General features: G+C 41.3%; 19 protein-coding genes. 4 read left to right on the top strand and 15 right to left on the bottom strand.

The features are described 5' to 3' along the window. Positions 1-10: 10 nt before the first annotated feature. The 5 genes from C6W18_RS02435 to C6W18_RS02455 all read right to left on the bottom strand — a co-directional run bounded on the left by C6W18_RS02435 (position 11) and on the right by C6W18_RS02455 (position 4,343). Entirely contained in the window at positions 11-733 is a 723-nt protein-coding gene (locus C6W18_RS02435) for a GntR family transcriptional regulator (RefSeq protein WP_034319810.1), read from the bottom strand. A gap of 200 nt (positions 734-933) precedes the next feature. Next, positions 934-2,340, bottom strand: coding sequence for a glycoside hydrolase family 1 protein (locus tag C6W18_RS02440; protein WP_105925751.1), 1,407 nt, complete (start codon positions 2,338-2,340; stop codon positions 934-936). Further along, entirely contained in the window at positions 2,324-3,670 is a 1,347-nt protein-coding gene (gene celB, locus C6W18_RS02445) for a PTS cellobiose transporter subunit IIC (protein WP_034319803.1), read from the bottom strand. Before celB ends, C6W18_RS02440 begins: the two co-directional genes overlap by 17 nt. Positions 3,671-3,695: 25 nt before the next feature. Then, a complete protein-coding gene (locus C6W18_RS02450) occupies positions 3,696-4,028 on the bottom strand; it encodes a PTS sugar transporter subunit IIA (RefSeq protein ID WP_034319800.1) in 333 nt (110 codons plus the stop codon). A 3-nt stretch (positions 4,029-4,031) separates the two neighbouring features. Further along, a complete protein-coding gene (locus tag C6W18_RS02455; protein ID WP_034319797.1) occupies positions 4,032-4,343 on the bottom strand; it encodes a PTS sugar transporter subunit IIB in 312 nt (103 codons plus the stop codon). Between the two features lie 437 nt (positions 4,344-4,780). Here C6W18_RS02455 and C6W18_RS02460 point away from each other — a divergent pair, with 437 nt between their 5' ends. Next, positions 4,781-5,779 carry a hypothetical protein gene (locus C6W18_RS02460; protein WP_105925753.1) on the top strand — a complete coding sequence of 333 codons (999 nt, stop codon included), beginning with the start codon at positions 4,781-4,783 and terminating at the stop codon, positions 5,777-5,779. A gap of 117 nt (positions 5,780-5,896) precedes the next feature. On the opposite strand, the gene C6W18_RS02465 is transcribed toward C6W18_RS02460, so the two are convergent. The 5 genes from C6W18_RS02465 to C6W18_RS02485 form a co-directional block, all read right to left on the bottom strand. After that, entirely contained in the window at positions 5,897-6,682 is a 786-nt protein-coding gene (locus tag C6W18_RS02465) for a glucose 1-dehydrogenase (RefSeq protein WP_105925755.1), read from the bottom strand. A 12-nt stretch (positions 6,683-6,694) separates the two neighbouring features. Next, complete coding sequence (locus C6W18_RS02470) at positions 6,695-7,540, bottom strand: GRP family sugar transporter (RefSeq protein ID WP_189318031.1); 846 nt, start codon at positions 7,538-7,540, stop codon at positions 6,695-6,697. Between the two features lie 117 nt (positions 7,541-7,657). Continuing rightward, a complete protein-coding gene (gndA, locus tag C6W18_RS02475) occupies positions 7,658-9,067 on the bottom strand; it encodes an NADP-dependent phosphogluconate dehydrogenase (protein ID WP_034319791.1) in 1,410 nt (469 codons plus the stop codon). A gap of 98 nt (positions 9,068-9,165) precedes the next feature. After that, positions 9,166-10,410 (bottom strand): DNA polymerase IV, encoded by a 1,245-nt coding sequence (locus tag C6W18_RS02480; protein ID WP_105925759.1) that lies wholly within the window; start codon positions 10,408-10,410, stop codon positions 9,166-9,168. A gap of 152 nt (positions 10,411-10,562) precedes the next feature. Then, the gene (locus C6W18_RS02485) at positions 10,563-11,555 is read right to left on the bottom strand and encodes a carbon-nitrogen hydrolase family protein (RefSeq protein ID WP_105925761.1); all 993 of its coding nucleotides are present in this window, start codon (positions 11,553-11,555) and stop codon (positions 10,563-10,565) included. A 179-nt stretch (positions 11,556-11,734) separates the two neighbouring features. Between C6W18_RS02485 and C6W18_RS02490 the strand changes: the two genes are divergently transcribed. Continuing rightward, positions 11,735-12,016, top strand: coding sequence for a hypothetical protein (locus tag C6W18_RS02490; RefSeq protein ID WP_008358810.1), 282 nt, complete (start codon positions 11,735-11,737; stop codon positions 12,014-12,016). Between the two features lie 26 nt (positions 12,017-12,042). Then, the gene (locus C6W18_RS02495) at positions 12,043-12,861 is read left to right on the top strand and encodes a membrane protein insertase YidC (protein ID WP_034319784.1); all 819 of its coding nucleotides are present in this window, start codon (positions 12,043-12,045) and stop codon (positions 12,859-12,861) included. 35 nt (positions 12,862-12,896) lie between these two features. Here C6W18_RS02495 and C6W18_RS02500 read toward each other — a convergent pair whose 3' ends face one another. From C6W18_RS02500 to mce, 4 genes are read right to left on the bottom strand one after another with little or no spacing between them, the layout of a single operon-like run. Further along, positions 12,897-13,361 (bottom strand): chemotaxis protein CheW, encoded by a 465-nt coding sequence (locus tag C6W18_RS02500; protein ID WP_034319781.1) that lies wholly within the window; start codon positions 13,359-13,361, stop codon positions 12,897-12,899. 14 nt (positions 13,362-13,375) lie between these two features. Further along, on the bottom strand, positions 13,376-14,497 hold the full coding sequence (locus tag C6W18_RS02505) for a tripeptidase T (protein WP_105925763.1): 1,122 nt from the start codon (positions 14,495-14,497) through the stop codon (positions 13,376-13,378). Positions 14,498-14,513: 16 nt separating this feature from the next. After that, positions 14,514-15,983 (bottom strand): acyl-CoA carboxylase subunit beta, encoded by a 1,470-nt coding sequence (locus tag C6W18_RS02510; protein WP_189318017.1) that lies wholly within the window; start codon positions 15,981-15,983, stop codon positions 14,514-14,516. Beyond that, positions 15,970-16,392, bottom strand: a complete 423-nt coding sequence (gene mce, locus C6W18_RS02515) for a methylmalonyl-CoA epimerase (protein ID WP_105925765.1) — start codon at positions 16,390-16,392, stop codon at positions 15,970-15,972. Before mce ends, C6W18_RS02510 begins: the two co-directional genes overlap by 14 nt. Before the next feature lie 101 nt (positions 16,393-16,493). Here mce and prli42 point away from each other — a divergent pair, with 101 nt between their 5' ends. Beyond that, positions 16,494-16,586: a stressosome-associated protein Prli42 gene (gene prli42, locus C6W18_RS19880; RefSeq protein ID WP_149865350.1), complete on the top strand. Its 93-nt coding sequence runs from the start codon at positions 16,494-16,496 to the stop codon at positions 16,584-16,586. A gap of 38 nt (positions 16,587-16,624) precedes the next feature. Here prli42 and C6W18_RS02520 read toward each other — a convergent pair whose 3' ends face one another. Then, positions 16,625-17,134 carry a L,D-transpeptidase gene (locus C6W18_RS02520; RefSeq protein ID WP_034319771.1) on the bottom strand — a complete coding sequence of 170 codons (510 nt, stop codon included), beginning with the start codon at positions 17,132-17,134 and terminating at the stop codon, positions 16,625-16,627. Between the last annotated feature and the right edge of the window lie 20 nt (positions 17,135-17,154).

Genomic DNA, 17,154 nt, shown 5'->3' on the forward strand with positions numbered 1-17,154 from the left:
TGCTCTTTTTTTATCGTCCTGTTTTCGTAATTTCAACAGTTGAAAAGTCAAACTTATCATAGCGATGATGGCTAAAGGAGTATTCAAACGGCCGGCCTGTGTTTAAATAAGCAACCTGTTCGACTTCAAGCACCGGATCACTTGGATCACAGCCTAAATACTGCTGATCAAGCTGGTCTGATTTTGCCGCTCTAATTTTCTTGTGCGCTCCTGCCACTTTCAAATGAAGTTTCTTTGATATGTAGTCATAGATAGAACCCAGCAGAACCTCTTCATCTATTCCTTTAATCACATTTACAGGCATAAAGGTTTTTTCTAATACATATGGTTCTTCATCCACAAGGCGGAGCCGGATAATGTCATAAACGGGTGTGCTTGAGTCAATCGATAGGTGGGCTGCCACCTCTTCACTTGGGAAATGCACATCAAAGCGAATGATTTGGCTCGTCACGTTTTTATCTGCCATGACTTTCGTGAATCCTTTATTTTCATGGCCTGAGACGTTGATGGCACCTTGATTTAGCACTGCCTTCACAATAAATGTGCCGTGACCTCTTTTTCTAAAGAGCAGACCTTCTGCAACGAGAAGATCGAGCGCACGCTTCATCGTCATTCTGCTACATTGAAATTCAGCGGCAAGCGAGTTTTCATCTGGAATGGGTTGATCTTCTGGATAATATGCTGTTCCTATTCGTTTTCTGATTTCTTCTGAAATGAGTTCGTACTTTTTCATCTCACACCACCAACTGACTTGTTTTTTCATATCATATTATAGCGCTTTCTTATAGAAGAAAATATGGCGTTTTTTAGCCTTCCTCTCATTCTACACTAAGCCTAGTGAGCTTAAAAGCTTCCAGCGATTTTTGTTTGATTCTCTGCACCGTGACATAAGAAAAATACTTGCTCTTTTTAAGGAAAGAGCAAGTATTTTGATTAAAAACCGTTATTCTCTGAAACAGATTGAAACCAGTATCCGCTTTTTTTAATGGTTCGTTTCCCGTCTTCTTGAAGATCAACTGAGACAAATCCATAACGATTCTTATACGCATTCGACCATGACCAGTTATCCATAAACGTCCACAGGTGATAGCCTTTCACATTGCTCCCTTCTTGAATGGCTTGATGCACCCATTTGAGATGCTCAGAAATAAAGTCAATGCGGTAATCGTCATGAATCATTCCTTCCTCATCCTTAAACCGCTCTTCTCCTTCGACACCCATTCCATTTTCAGAAATAAAGCATTCAATATTATCATAGTCTGTTTGGACTTTTTTCAATATATCGTAAATGCCTTTTTCATAGATTTCCCAGCCTCGATACACATTCATTTTTCTTCCTGGCATCTCAAAAGAATCAAAGTAATGGTCTGGCATAAATGGTGCATGAGGATGCGGCATATGCTCCTTTGCCTTCACTCTTCTTGGCTGATAATAGTTGATACCGAGAAGATCAATCGTATTCTCTTGAATGAGCGCAAGATCCCCTTCCTCCATACTTGGCATAAACCCTTCTTTCTTTAACACTTCTACTAGTTTTTCAGGGAAGTGTCCTTTGACCGCAGGGTCTAGGAAGGATCGGTTAAAGAAAGCATCAGCCATCTCAGCTGCTTCTACATCCTGAGGATTCTGGCTTCGCGGATACGAAGGGGTGAGATTCAGGATGATGCCGATTTTCCCGTCCTGCTGCATCTCTTTGTAAGCCGCAATTGCCTTAGCGTTTGATAAAATTTCATGAAAACCTACTTGCACTGCCTTTTGGAAATCGACTTCATTTGGATAATGAAAGCTATACATATATCCGCCCTCTACAGGAACAATCGGTTCGTTATGGGTAAACCATTTTTTCACCCGGTCGCCAAATAACTGAAAGCACAATGTCGCATAGCTGACATAATCGTCTACCACCTGCCTGTTCACCCATCCGCCCTTCTCCTGCAGCGCCATTGGCATATCAAAATGGTACAGGTTCACAAACGGTTCGATATCATGTGCAATTAGTTCATTGATCACATCATTGTAAAAAGACACTGCTTCCTCATTGACTGCGCCTTTTCCTTCAGGTAAAAGGCGTGACCATGAAATCGATAGCCGAAACGAATTATGCCCTATTTCTTTCATAAGACGGATATCCTCTTTATATTTTCGATAAAATTGAGATGTCACGCTAGGCCCTATGCCATTAAAAAAACGTGTCGGCTCTTTTTCGAACCAATGATCCCAAATGTTCGGTCCCTTTCCATCTCCAGGGCTACTACCTTCTGTTTGTGTGGCAGAAGCAGAAGATCCCCACCAGAAACCTTCTGGGAATGTATATGATTGCCTGTTAGTTTCCATCGACATGTATTGAGTCTCCTTCGCCTTTGATGTTTGTTTGTTTCGTTTTTTCTGTTGTTGTTATTTTTTCATTTTTCACATTCATACGGTCAATAAATGTCAGGAACGGGAACCAAATGACAAACACAATCATTAAATTAAAGAGCTGAAGCAGACCGCCTGCTAATGAATTTGTTGCCATGATTCCGCTAATAAAGATCGGCACCGTCCATGGGATATTCACGCCTGTCGGCGGCGGTACAATACCTGCGGCCATCGCAAAATAAGAAATACATGTAATGACCATTGGCGCCAAAATCCACGGAATCAGAATAAGCGGATTCATCACAATTGGTAAACCGAAGATAATCGGTTCATTGACGTTAAATAATCCTGGTCCTAAGCCGAGCTTTGCCACTTGTTTTAATTGCTTACTTTTTAGGAAAATTAAAATCGTAAACACAACAGCCAGCGTCATACCGGTTCCGCCCATTCCAACCGTATATACTTCGATAAACTGTTTGCTGATGATGTTAGGAACCTCACCTGTTTTTGTATAGCTTTCAAGGTTTTGAATGGACAAAGTATTCCAAATCGGGTCCATGACAGAGTTAATAATAATTTGGCCGTGCAATCCAAAGAACCAAAGAATTTGTATAAAGAAAACGGCGATCAGCGTTGGAATGATACCGCTCCCAAGACCAACAAGCGGGGCCTGAACTGCATGATAAATCAGGTCATGCATATTTGTATGAAAAACTTGTGTAATGATGATATTGATCAGCAAAAAGGCTGTTAATGTAAGGGTAGCCGGAATCAGTGCAGCAAAAGACTTTGAAACAGCTGGCGGAACCCCTTGAGGCATATTGATGACGAATTTCTTTTGTACAAAATAACGATAAATCTCAGCTGATAAAAAGCCTGTAATCATGCCCAGGAACATTCCCTTTGCCCCTAGACGATCGACTGGGATGACACCGGCAATGGATGCTGCCCCCTCTTGTTCAAGCAAAAATGGCGTCAGCAATAAGAAAGAAGCGAGAGCGATAACGCCGCCAAATACAGCTTCCACTTCATAGCTTTTCGATAAATAGTAGCCAATCCCAAATACAACAAACACGGTCATAATGCTGATGGTCGCACTTGGCGCGATATTCAGAGCAGACTGAAATCCTTCCAGTGCCGATTGACTCATGATTTTATCTAAAAATGGCAAATTCATTAACACAACCATAATGGACCCAAAGATGGTGAGCGGGAATGCAAGCATAAAGGCATCCCGTAATACACCTAAATAGCGATTGTTATTCAATCTCCCAGCAATCGGAACCAAAATGGCACTTATTTTATCAAACATTGGTTTCCCCCCTTGTTTACACCCTTTATTGTTTTAACGATTGGAATATCGGTAAGAGCTCTCCCACAAGCTCCTTGATGGTAATGGTCGACATTAAGTGATCTTCGGCGTGCATGAGCAGCAAGGAGAATTGAGTGGTTTCCCCGCTTGCCTCTTGCTGCACAAGTTGAAAATGGATTTCATGTGCATTCCGTAAATCTTCTTCAGCTTCTTTCATTAGGTCAAACGCTTCTTCTTCCTGACCTTCTCGAAATTGTTTAAGAGATTGAAGCAATTTGCTTCGTGCATTGCCGCTGTGTAAGATCAATTGAAAACTGACTTGTTCCTCGGTGAGTCCTTCGAGCGTTTTCTTTTCCATCCTTTAAGATTCCCCCATCAATGCAACCGCTTGTTCATACGCTTTTTGTCCATCTGCAAGCCCATAGGCCTGCATATCAATGACCTCTACCTCAATCCCGTATTTTTTTGCTTCTTTTTGAAGGTCGCCTTTTAAAAAGCTCATTTGCGGTCCAATTAATACAACATCCGCATTTGCCATTTCTTTTCTCGCTTGATCTTGCCCAACTGCCCAAATCTCTACTTCGTCCCCAATAGAATCGGCATGGGCTTTCATCTTCGTGACTAGTAAACTCGTAGACATCCCTGAACTGCATGCTAATAAAATACGTTTCATTTCTCTCACCCCATTGTTGTAATAAAAGCGCTTCCATTTAATATTATATATTTTTATTTTTAAATGTCTAGACATTTAGTTTTATTTGTCTGTATTTTATTTTAAAAATGACCGTATCAATACTCACAACAAGCTTTCAGAACAAAAGAGATCTCATCCAGATATGAACGAGACCCCTTTTCTTTTAAAAAATACTCTCCGAATGAACCATAAAGTAGCTTTTTCTTCAGAAGACAGTCTTTGAGAACTTTGTTAAAATAAGTGCTAATGACTTAGCTCATTCAAAAACCCAATTTTTCATCCCATAAATCATGAGAAGTAACTGCCCAGAGATGGAAACAGATTCTATTCCCACTCAATTTGATGGATAGGTAAACGTCTTTTGCTGCTACTTTTCGAATCTATTCATATCTTTGCAATCAAAGGGAGTCGATATCATGGCAGTCACTCATTTGTGTGAAGCCTGTAAAAGAAACGAGATTCATGTTGTAAAAATTTCTGATGAACCAGCTCAGCCTTATCGATTATGCAATGATTGTCACAGGCGGCTCTTAACCTATTCTTTACGGCCATTTGAATGGTATCACTTAGCGGTAATTCACTCTCCAAAGAAATTCTTATTGCACGATGATTTTTATGAAGAAGACGGAGAGGCTTGCCAGCCAGAAGAAGATGTATTGGTCACAGCAGAAGAGAAAATACCCACATTACAAGCGGTTCAACATGATTTGGAGTCTTTATTAGATTTCTCAATCACAAGATGGTTTCTTCAATACGATGTCATCAATGCCCTGAAAAAACACGATACACAAAAAATTTTGATGTCTGTAAAAGCTAGATTTTATGGAACGGAAAATCATGAAGTCAAATCAAGAATGCTGGAGATCACAGCTGATGTTTTAGGTACTGCAGCTTCGGATTGGGTAAGAGAGCTTTGGGAGAATGATGCCGATGAATTTTTTCATCCGCTTTCTTGGGCAGCAGCCAGTAGTTTACCAGCCGAGGAAGGAATGAGACGTATTTTTGATCAATTGAAATGTGTAAGTGAAAAGGAATTGCCAATGAAAGCTCTCTCCAGCCTATATCGTTTCCGTTCACATCGCATACTTAATTGGATGGAGTTTCATTGCTCCTCTTTTAACGACAATTGGGGCAGGTTGGCATCAGCATGCTTTCCAACATGGCTCAGAATGAAATCTTGGCTAAACAAAGGAAGACCTTTCAGTTTAATTGCACTCGATACAATGGCGAACTGTCTAGCAGTTAAAAACGATCCATTTATCGAGGAGTTATCACCTAAAATACTTCGTACAGATATCAATGAAATAGAACCCATTTTATATGATTATCTTCAAAAAGATGGCGTTCCTCGTGTCAAAACGAAAGTAGGCATCATCATGAAGAACAAAGAAGCCATATTTGAATCAGGCGAATAAATGGATAAAAGCGTGTGCAATGTTTATGCTCACGCTTTTCACTCGTCTTCATATGACACATATTAGGTCATAATTTGTGTTGTGTTGTCCTCTTGGCCCAGCCCGTGTTCATCACGATTATCCTTTTCCTGCTTGGAATCCCGGGTACTTGGTCATACCGCCGTCTACATATAACGTCAACCCTGTCACATAGCTCGCCTCTTTTGATGCAAGCCAGACAGCACATGCTGCCACTTCTTCAGGCTTTCCGATATAGCCAATTGGTATCAGCTCAATGACGCCCTTTTTCAATGCTGGATCATCAAATTTTTCGGCATTGATCGGGGTATCAATTGCACCTGGTGCAATACTGTTTACGCGAATTTTTTTAGGGGCATATTCTAGTGCCAGCGTTTCTGTCAAAAGCTTGGCGCCTCCTTTACTTGCTGCATAATGGACAAAATGAGGCCACGGAATTTGTTGATGGACCGACGACATATTAATAATCGACCCTTCTATCCCATGTTCTGTCATATACTTTAATGCATCACGGCAGCCTAAAAACATACCTGTTAAATTGGTAGACATCACTTTATTCCAGTTATCTAACGTCATTTCAGTTGAAGGAACTTCATTTTCAATTCCAGCATTGTTGATCATGACATCAAGACTGCCGTATGTATCAACAGCTTGATCAATCATCGCTCGCATATCCTCTTCTTTTGATACATCCCCTTGAATTTTGACAGCCTGTCCGCCATTTTTCTGAATGTCGGCAATGGTGTCATCTGGATTTTCTTTATCAGAGAAGTAGTTGATGACCACGTTTGCTTTTTCCTGTCCAAAACGGCGTGCCATCGCCTGACCTATCCCTGTACCTGCTCCTGTAATGAGGACTGTTTTTCCTTCTAAATCTGGATACATTCGTTTAACCTCCTATTTTGTAAAGCCTAATAGCACGCCGCCTGCAATGATCATCAAGCAGCCTGCAATCACAAAGCTTGTTTTGGATGCTTTCTCTTTTAATAAGTAAATTCCGCCCAATGTTGAGATGACAATTCCTGTCTGTGACATCGAAAAGCTCACGGCTACGCCAATTAGCGGAATGGCTAAAAGAAGCCCTAGATTTCCTGTCGACCAAACAAGCCCTGCAATGATATTTCTGAACGTATATTTGCTAAACGGATCTTGCTTTAGACTAATCGCCAAGGATGAAAGCAGCATGCCGACGGATTGCGGGACGAGGGCAGACCATCCATCAATATGAAACCATCTTAAAATGACGACATATCCGACGTAGCCAACGGTTGAGATGAGCAAAATAATGATTCCCTTTTTAAAATTGCCGCCTTCGTTCCCGCCATTCTTTTTTTGACCAAGTGATGTCATCACAACACCTGCAATAATGAGTAAGATGGCACAAGAACCAATGAAGATGACTGTCATGGTTTGCCATTCTTTAAAGACGATAACGCCAAATAAAGTCGTGCTCACAAGCTGCATACCCGTTGATAAAGGGACAGCCTTTGATACTCCTAGAAAGGCAACACTCGAAAGCTGATTCATTTGCCCGATACTCCAGAAGATGCCTGAAATGACTGAAACCGCAAAAATGAGCGGTGTGAGCTCTGGCATCTTGATCAAATAGGCACCGATTGAAAACAAAAAGGCGCCAAGGGTAATGCCAAGCGTTTGCTGATAGGCATTACCGCCAAGTTTGACACTAATGAGTACAATACTTCCCCAAAATATCGCTGGGAGAAGTGCATATAAAATGCCCACTTCTATCCCTACTTTCTGTTCTTTTTTACATAGCATCCCTCTTTTTCAGATTTTTAGCCGAATAGATATAAACACAAAAAAACCTTACCAAAGGTAAGGTTTTCTGCCGTTTTATACTTATTTCATCCATTCAGTATGGAATACGCCTTCTTTATCTGTGCGCTCATACGTATGTGCACCGAAGTAGTCACGCTGAGCTTGGATTAAATTCGCTGGAAGCACAGCTGTGCGATAGCTATCAAAGTAAGCAAGTGCACTTGAGAATGAAGGAACAGGAACTCCTTGTTCTACTGCAAGTGAAATGACTTTACGAAGTGATGATTGATAGCTTTCCACGATGTTCTTGAAGTAAGGATCAAGCAATAGGTTTTTCAGTTCAGGGTTACGGTCATATGCTTCTTTGATTTGCTGCAGGAAGGCTGCACGAATGATACATCCACCGCGGAAGATCATCGCAATTTCACCGTATTTTAAATCCCAGTTATATTCTTCAGATGCTGCTTTCATTTGCGCAAAACCTTGTGCATAAGAGCAGATCTTACTCATGAAGAGAGCTTTTCTAACAGCTTCGATTAATGCTTGTTTATCTTCAGCTGATTGAGTTGGCTCAGGCCCTTGAATTAATTGACTTGCTTCCACACGCTCATCTTTCATCGCAGAAATAAAACGCGCGAAAACAGATTCCGTGATGATTGGAAGCGGGACACCTAGATCAAGTGAGCTTTGGCTTGTCCATTTTCCAGTTCCTTTTTGTCCAGCTTTATCTAAAATGACATCCACAAGCGGCTGATTTGTTTCTTCATCCACTTTTGTGAAAATGTCAGCTGTAATTTCGATTAAGTAGCTGTCAAGCTCGCCTTTATTCCATTCGGAAAATACTTCATGAAGCTCCTCTGCTGATAATCCAGCGACATGCTTCAAAATAAAGTATGACTCAGAGATCAATTGCATGTCTCCGTACTCAATGCCGTTATGGACCATTTTGACATAATGTCCTGCTCCATCTGGACCGATATACGTTGTACAAGGCTCTCCATCTACTTTTGCAGAGATCGCTTCTAAAATTGGTTTCACTAGCTCATGCGCTTCTTTTTGACCGCCAGGCATGATAGATGGACCTTTTAGTGCGCCTTCTTCACCACCGGAAACACCCGTTCCAATGAAGTGAATACCACTTTCCGCAAGCTCTTGATTACGTCTTTGTGTATCCTTGTAATATGTATTTCCACCATCAATTAAAATGTCACCTTTCTCTAGGTGAGGAAGTAATGATTGAATGGTTGCATCAGTTGCTGCACCAGCTTTTACCATTAAAAGAATTTTACGCGGTGTTTCAAGCGACTGAACAAATTCTTCGATGCTGTATGTACCTACAACGTTCTTCCCTTTTGATTCTTGAAGAAATTCTTCTGTTTTGCTGCTAGATCTGTTATAAACGGACACGGAGAAACCGCGGCTTTCAATATTAAGGGCAAGGTTTTTCCCCATAACGGCTAGTCCAACCACACCGATTTGTTGTTTTGACATAATTCTGACGTCCCTTCTAACACACTATATTGATTACTGCTGAAATGATGTACCCTTTGAAATTACCACAACATCACCTCTTTTATCAAGTTTTCAGGCTAGTCATTTCCTTTTTCGTCTTGAAAAAAGTCTTTATTAAAACTTGTACCGCTTGTTTTGCTCTCTTTTTCTTTAATGGTCATTCCTCTTTGAACCAATGGCTTTCCATACTTTTCTTTGAGATCGTCTAAAATGGACTGGAGCGGCTCTTCTTTTGCATCTTCTGTATAAGAAAATAAATCAAGCTGCTTGACGGCTGCTTTTCGTTCTACAAGATCTGTCCCTGTAACACCTAAGAGTCTTACCGGCTGGTCATTCCAATGCTTAAGGAATAACTGCCTTGCCGCTTCAAATAAATCTTCCTTTCGATCGGTTGGATTCGTGAGCATGACGCTTCGCGTGATATTTTTCCAGCTAGCATACCGAATCATGAGGAGCAGCCGATTCGCCATCACTTCTTTTCTCCTTAACCTTGCGCTCACGGATTGTGACAGTTTATCAATTAAAGTGACGAGCTCGTCTGTATCGTCAGAATCATGAGGAAGGGTTGAAGAATTGCCGACGGATTTAAATTCGTATATCCTTTCTGGATCAACAATACCATCATGCTCACCATTCGCCTTTTGCTTTAATCTCGGTCCATTGATGCCTAGCAATTCTTTTAACGCATACTCATTTGCTTTGGCTAAATCTTCAATGGTATGAATTCCGATCGTTTTCAATTTATCTGCCGTTTTTTGCCCAACACCGTGCATGTCACCTGCTGGCAGCGGCCAGAGCATTTGCGGGACATCTCTTTTACGCAAAATGGTGATACCCATTGGCTTTTTCCAATTAGACGCCATTTTGGCTAAAAATTTATTCGGTGCAATGCCGATACTTGAAGGAAGCATGAGCTCTTCTACTAGCCTCGTTTGAATATCATGAGCGGTTTTCACTGCATGTTCGGCATATGGTGTATGCGTTAAATCAATATAGCCTTCATCAATCGATACCGGTTCAACTAAATCGCTATATTCTCTTAGTATCGTAAACATTTCTTGTGAGGAGCTGCGATACCGGTCAAAGTTTGGCGTACGGACAATCAGTCCAGGACAAAGCCGCTTCGCTTCCCACAATGGCATCGGCGGCTTCACACCTAATGCCCTTGCCTCGTAGCTGCACGTCACAACAATCCCTTTACGCTCTTTCGCATTTCCACTAATGGCTAAAGGTTTCCCTCTCAGAGAAGGGTCATACGCCATTTCTACATTGGCATAAAAAGCATTCATGTCTATATGAAAAATAATATTTGACATTGGCATCACCCCATTCTCTTGTCTACCTATATTTTTAATCGGTTCAGAATGAATCAATCTTTGTAGATTACCTTTTATGCTCAATTATACATTGATTTGATTCACCTTTCCTCAAAAAAACCTTCTCTTAAGAAAGAGAAGGCTCCACATTCATTTAATTAAACTTTTTCTTCAAGTATACCATTTTGATATTGAATATCCTCATATGTTAACACTTCATTTTTACTCTGGTAGAGATGTTTAACAACCGGCGTGGGCTGTTGATTAAAATTCATACTCAAACTTTGATTAGAGTAGTGTCCAGCCGGATCAATATAATATTTAAAATCAATCACTTTTTCTACATCAATTTCAGCGTAAGCAATCCCCTCTGTTTCAGCTGGAACCATATCACTGATCGGTTCTCCATCTGGACCGTAAATGCACGTATGCCCACTCTTAAATGTTTCAAAGTAATCTCTTTGCTCCTGTGTTAAACAAATCATCTCTTTCATTTCCTCAGTATATATAGACGAAGTCATCAGCACAAATGTTTGTGTCGCGATGGCATAATATCGACTTGAAATTTCATCATCAAAATAACCTGGCCAGGATGCAACATGTACCTGCTCATTTTGGGCATTCATCGCCATAAGGTCTAACGGCACTTGATGCTCCCAACACATCAACCCACCAAGATTTCCAATCTCCGTTTGAAAAACCGGCATCATACTTCCGCTTCCATCACCCCAGATTAGTCTTTCAGCTACAGAAGCTCTCATTTTTCGATGTTTTCCTATTAAATCCCCATTTGGATTAAACCAAAGTTGAGCTAAATAGAGAGAGCCACCATCTTTTTCACTGCATGATATACAAACGTACGTTTCATTTCTTTTCGCTGCCTCACTTATTTTTTGAATGGCTAAGCTGGGGATTTCCACTGCATTTTTATACAATTCATGATAGAACTTTCTTGTATATTCTGGATGACCAATAAAAGCAAACCAAGGATAACCAGGCAAAAATGCCTCTGGGAATGCCACAAGCTTTGCGCCATTTGAAGCTGCCTCGTCAATCAATTCACATGATTTTTCAACTGTTGCCTCCAAATTTAAATAGACGGGTGCTGCTTGTACCGCAGCTGCTCGAAATTTAGGGTAAATACTTGTCATATTTCAAAACCTCCATTTCTTTATTCCACTTAATTATAAGATAGGAATTATGAAGTTTGGATGACAATTACCATTAAAGTAATAATAAGGATTTTATTCAATGGAGGAAACACGTGGTTCTGTTAGACATTTAACAATGTGTATAGTACACTGTGAGTAATGAAATGGATGTGATAATCATGATTATTGATACATTCAATGAAGTCTTTTTCCTTGTTGAATTCTTTACGATTATTCTTCCAGCGCTGACGGCCATCGGCATTGCATTTTTATTAAAAGATTGCCGAATGAACGAGCACCTTGGTGGTCATCGTTTGGAAGAGTTGAACGCATCGTGCTTGAATCGAACAGACTTTCTGTTTATCATATATGATCGCATTACAACTTGGATTAGTAAAGTCATTCGAATGAAAAGATCATCAAATGATGATGAAGACCATTCGCTTCCTCTCTCTTATTAGATTTTTATTATTGAGGAGGAAACGAATTGAAACGTTTATTGACTGTTTGCACTACTTTATTTTTGATGATGATGGCGTCACCTGCATTTGCGGCAAGTGCGCAAACGAATACGAGCTCTGATGGGTTTTTCCATCATTATTTTGTCCAGCCTTTTTCTGAGTTGATCATTTGGCTTGCGAACTTCTTTCATGATGATTATGGGTTATCCATTATGTTCGTGACGTTGATTGTCCGCCTGCTCATTTTCCCGCTTTTTGCGAATCAATTTAAGAAACAAAAAGTCATGCAGGAGAAAATGGCACTGATTAAACCTCAAATTGACCAAATACAAAGCAAATTGAAGAAAACGAAAGAACCTGAGAAACAAAAAGAACTACAAATGGAAATGATGAAAGTTTACAAAGAGAACAACGTAAACCCGCTGGCGATGGGCTGTCTGCCTATGCTGATTCAAATTCCAATTGTTCTTGGCTTTTACTCGGCTATCCGCTCAACACCAGAGATCGCAACACATTCGTTCTTATGGTTTAACTTAGGACAAACCGATCTATTGGTAGCAATCTTTGCAGGCGCTATGTATTTCTTGCAATTTTATGTCACGCAAAGATATGCGAAGCAATCAGGCACCCAAACAGAGGCTGCGCTGAAGCAAGCCAAAGTGATGGGCATGATTTTCCCAATTATGATGCTGTTTATTTCAATCAATGCACCCGCTGCCCTTCCTTTATACTGGATGACAAGCGGATTATTACTCACGATTCAAACAATTATTTTAAATGTGATGTACCAAAAATCAAAAACGAAAGCTGCGGCAAACGATCAAATCAACCCAGCTGCTGAATAAAAATGAGCCCCTTATCTGATGATAAGGGGCTTTCTTTATGCCAATTCTTCTTTCAATCTTTCTGGCAATTGATCGAGGTCCTCAATTTTTCCAAGGAACTTACTAGGGTCCACTTGTAAAATCATCTTGTTCTCTCTCTCCACGACGCCGAAGAAATATTCAGATGCTTTTGTGTTCATATGAAATGGCTTGATCTCGCTTAGCTCGATATCAATGATATCTTTCGCATCTGAGACAAGACAGCCAATCATTTGATCGTTTAATTCAAATAGTAAAATCTTGGACTGTTCGTTCACATCAAGGGGCTTTCCGTGAAGCATCACACCTGTGTCACTGACTGGAATGACCTCTCCTCTTAATGACATGAGTCCTTTAATTTCTTTTGGGAGGTTCGATACTTCTTGTAAATAAGGAACCTTCTCAATCGAACGAATATGCTCTACACTGATGCCAAAATCCTCTTGCCCCACCTGGAAAATAATAATCTTTTGCGTGCTCACAGAGTCTCCTGCCTTTACGATGGATTTGTCGTTTCTTCGATAATGGCGAGAACCATTTCAGCTGTTTTGACTAATTCTTCAATCGGCATTTTCTCATTTTTCGTATGAATATCTTCATATCCAACAGCTAGGTTGACGGTTGGGACGCCGTTCCCGGCAATGACGTTTGCATCACTGCCTCCGCCGCTCGTCTGTAGTTCTGAAGGACGGCCAATTTTCGCAGCCGCTTTTTTCGCCACTTCTACGACTTGATCGCCGTGAGAGAATTTGAAGCCTGGATACATGATGTCAATTTGTACATCGGCACTTCCGCCCATTTCTTTAGCGGTTTTTTCAAAGGCTTCTTTCATCTTCGCTACTTGTGCTTCCATTTTTGCAGGTTCTAAAGAGCGTGCTTCAGCAAGAATATCGACTTGATCGCAGACAATATTCGTTTGCGTTCCGCCTTCAAAACGGCCGATATTCGCCGTTGTTTCTTCATCAATACGGCCAAGCGGCATGCTGGCAATCGCTTTTGATGCAATGGTAATCGCAGACACGCCTTTTTCAGGTGCCACACCTGCGTGAGCTGTTTTTCCATAAATGGTTGCGCGTACTTTCGCCTGTGTTGGCGCAGCCACGATAATCGTACCGACCTTGCCATCTGAATCAAGGGCATAGCCATATTTTGCTGTCATCAGTTTCGGATCTAACGCTTTTGCTCCAACCAGTCCTGATTCCTCACCTGCCGTGATGACAAATTCAATCGTACCATGCGGCAAATTCTTCTCTTTCAGCACGCGGATGGCTTCAAACATAGCAGCAAGCCCTGTTTTATCGTCAGCTCCAAGAATGGTTGTTCCATCCGTCTTGATATAGCCGTTTTCAATGACTGGTTTTACACCATTCCCTGGAACAACTGTGTCCATATGAGAAGTGAAATAGATCGTATCCGCCTCTTGATTTCCTTCAAGTGTGCAAATGAGGTTCCCTGCACCGTGGCCAGTTGTCGCCTTTGAATCGTCTTCAACCACTTTAAGACCAAGCTGCGTAAATTTTTCTTTTAATACTTCAACAATCTTTTCTTCGTGTTTTGTTTCCGAATCAATCTGAACAAGTTCTAAAAATTCGTCTAGTAAGCGTTTCTCATTGATCATGATGGTGCTCCTCCTCTTATAGCGGCATGTTGCCATGCTTTTTTAACGGTCTATCTTCTACTTTACTGCGAAGCAGATCAAATGAGCGAATCAATCGCTCTCTCGTTTCAGTTGGCGTTAAAATATCGTCTACCAGCCCTAACTGAGCCGCTTTCAATACACTCGGTTCCTTGTCAAACTCCTGCGAAGCAGATTGAACAATTTCGTCTGCAAACGTTTTTCCCATGACATCGATTTCTGCCTCCGGCCATGCATAAACAAAGTCAGCCCCTAAGCCCTTACTATTCATGGCGACATATGCACCGCCAAACGCCTTTCTTAAAATCACGGTTATTTTTGGAACTGTCGCTTCTGCGTACGCATATAGAAGCTTCGCGCCGTGCCGGATAATTCCCGCATGCTCAGCTTTCTCCCCTGGTAAAAACCCAGGAACATCCACAAGGGTTAAGATGGGAATATGAAACGCATCGCAAAACCGGATAAACCTGGCCGCTTTATCAGCAGCGTCAAGATCAAGGCTTCCTGCCAGCACCTTTGGCTGATTGGCTACAAGACCAATCGAAGACCCTTGTAATCTGGCAAAACCTGTGACGATATTTTTCGAGAAACAAGGCTGCGTTTCAAAGAATGAGCCGTGATCGGTTATCGCTGTCACCACTTGTTTGACATCATAGGTGCGTGATGGATCCCTTGGCAAGATGTCGCCTGGATCAATGGCATCATGCTTACGTGCCTCTCTATGAATGACAGCCTGTTGTTTCGTTGGTATGTACGTTAAAAGAGTTCGAACCGCTTTTAACACGTCCCTCTCATCTTTCCCAGTATAGTGCACATTCCCGCTTGTCTGATGCTGAACACTTGCACCGCCAAGCCGGTCAGGACAGACCGTTTCTCCTGTTGCCTTCTCTATGACTTTCGGACCAGTTAAAAACATATGGGCTGTTTGCTCCGTCATGAATACAAAATCAGTCAATGCAGGCGAATAAACTGCACCTCCAGCACATGAGCCTAAAATAACGGATATTTGCGGGATTTGACCAGAGTACAACACGTTACGTTTAAAAATCTGACCGTATCCTTCTAATGATACCACACCCTCTTGAATTCTCGCACCACCTGAGTCTTTTAGACCGATGATGGGCATCTGATTTTTAGCCGCCAGATCCATTAAAGAGGCAATTTTTTTGGCATGCATTTCGCCTAATGATCCCCCATATACCGTCGCATCTTGTGCATAAACACATACGGGTCTTTCATGAATCAGCCCAGTTCCAATAATGACGCCGTCACCTACATGCTCTGATCTGTGACCTTTTGCAAACGGCTGTATTTCCATCAAGCTATCCTGATCAAGAAGTTCATGCAGCCGCTGACGAACAGTCAGCTTTCCTTTGTTTCGTTGGGCCGCTGCTCGTTTTTCACCACCGCCCTTTAAAGCCTTCTCTCGCCATTCAGACAAGTCATTGAACGATTCATTCATCGCCATATTTCTCTCCTTTCAAGGGCTCACACAATTCAAATAACACACCCGCTGTTTCTTTTGGTGAAATAAACGCGATACGTTTTCCGCTGGCACCCATTTGTGCTGTTTTTTGAAGGAGCTGTACGTCTAAGTGATCAAGATGGATAAGATCAGCCTGAATGTCATCTGACTTTAATGCAATATGATGAAGACCCTCTCCTCTTTTTGTTAGGAAGGTATGTAATTTGCTATGATCTGCCATCGGTTCAATCAATTCAATGTGCAGGTCACCAAGTGAAGCGAAGGACGCCTTAATCTCTTGTTCAGGAATTTCTTGTATGTCTGAAAATTGCCAGTTAAACAGTTGATGAAGCGTATGACTTGTTTCTTTAATAGAAAAGACAGCAATGGCGATATGATCGATTTGGTTCATCCGTTCACTTCCTTTGTTGATCACTTGTCGCGTACTAAAAAACCAGCTAGAATAAAGAAAGGTGCGCTCGTCGCAAAAATCTTCCGTAATAGGGGTGCGATATGTCTCAGAAATTCATGAAATTTATGGTATTGCTCATGATTAGCTTGCTGTTAATTTCTTCACTATTAGCAGGAGCAGCAACCTTTTTATAAGGTTTCTATAACAGCAGACAAGCAGGTGATTCGTTCGATCAACGAATGGCCTGTTTGTCTTTTGCTAGCTTTTCAAATGAATCGCTTGATTTGGTAATCCACACTTTTGTTCCAATTGGAAGCTGATCAAACAGTTGTTCTACATCTTGATTATGAAGTCTCACACAGCCTGCCGTGATAAATTTCCCTATCGATGTTTCGTCACTTGTTCCATGAATCCCATAGATTCTTCCATCTGTCCCTCGTGCATCAAATCCAATCCATCTTCGGCCAAGAGGGTTATTCTTCGCACCGCCTTCAATATTCTTTCTTCTGTAATAAGGATCTTTCGCTTTAATCATAATGGTAAATTCACCTTCTGGCGTTAACTCAACTGTTTTCCCTGTAGAAGCAGGATATACGTTTTGGATTTTCCCTTGATCAATATAAGCAAGTTCGTTCGTTTGTTTATTAATAATGACAAATGGGTCTCCGGGAAGCGGGTTCTGTCCGAGCGGCCAAATAGGCGAAAGGGACATGGTCAGCACGGTATAAAATAAAAGACGCATAGGCTCCTCCTTTTTTCATT

The organism is Bacillus sp. LLTC93 (genome assembly GCF_002993125.1).
In the GTDB taxonomy this organism is placed as follows: Bacteria; Bacillota; Bacilli; order Bacillales; family Bacillaceae; genus Bacillus; species Bacillus zhangzhouensis.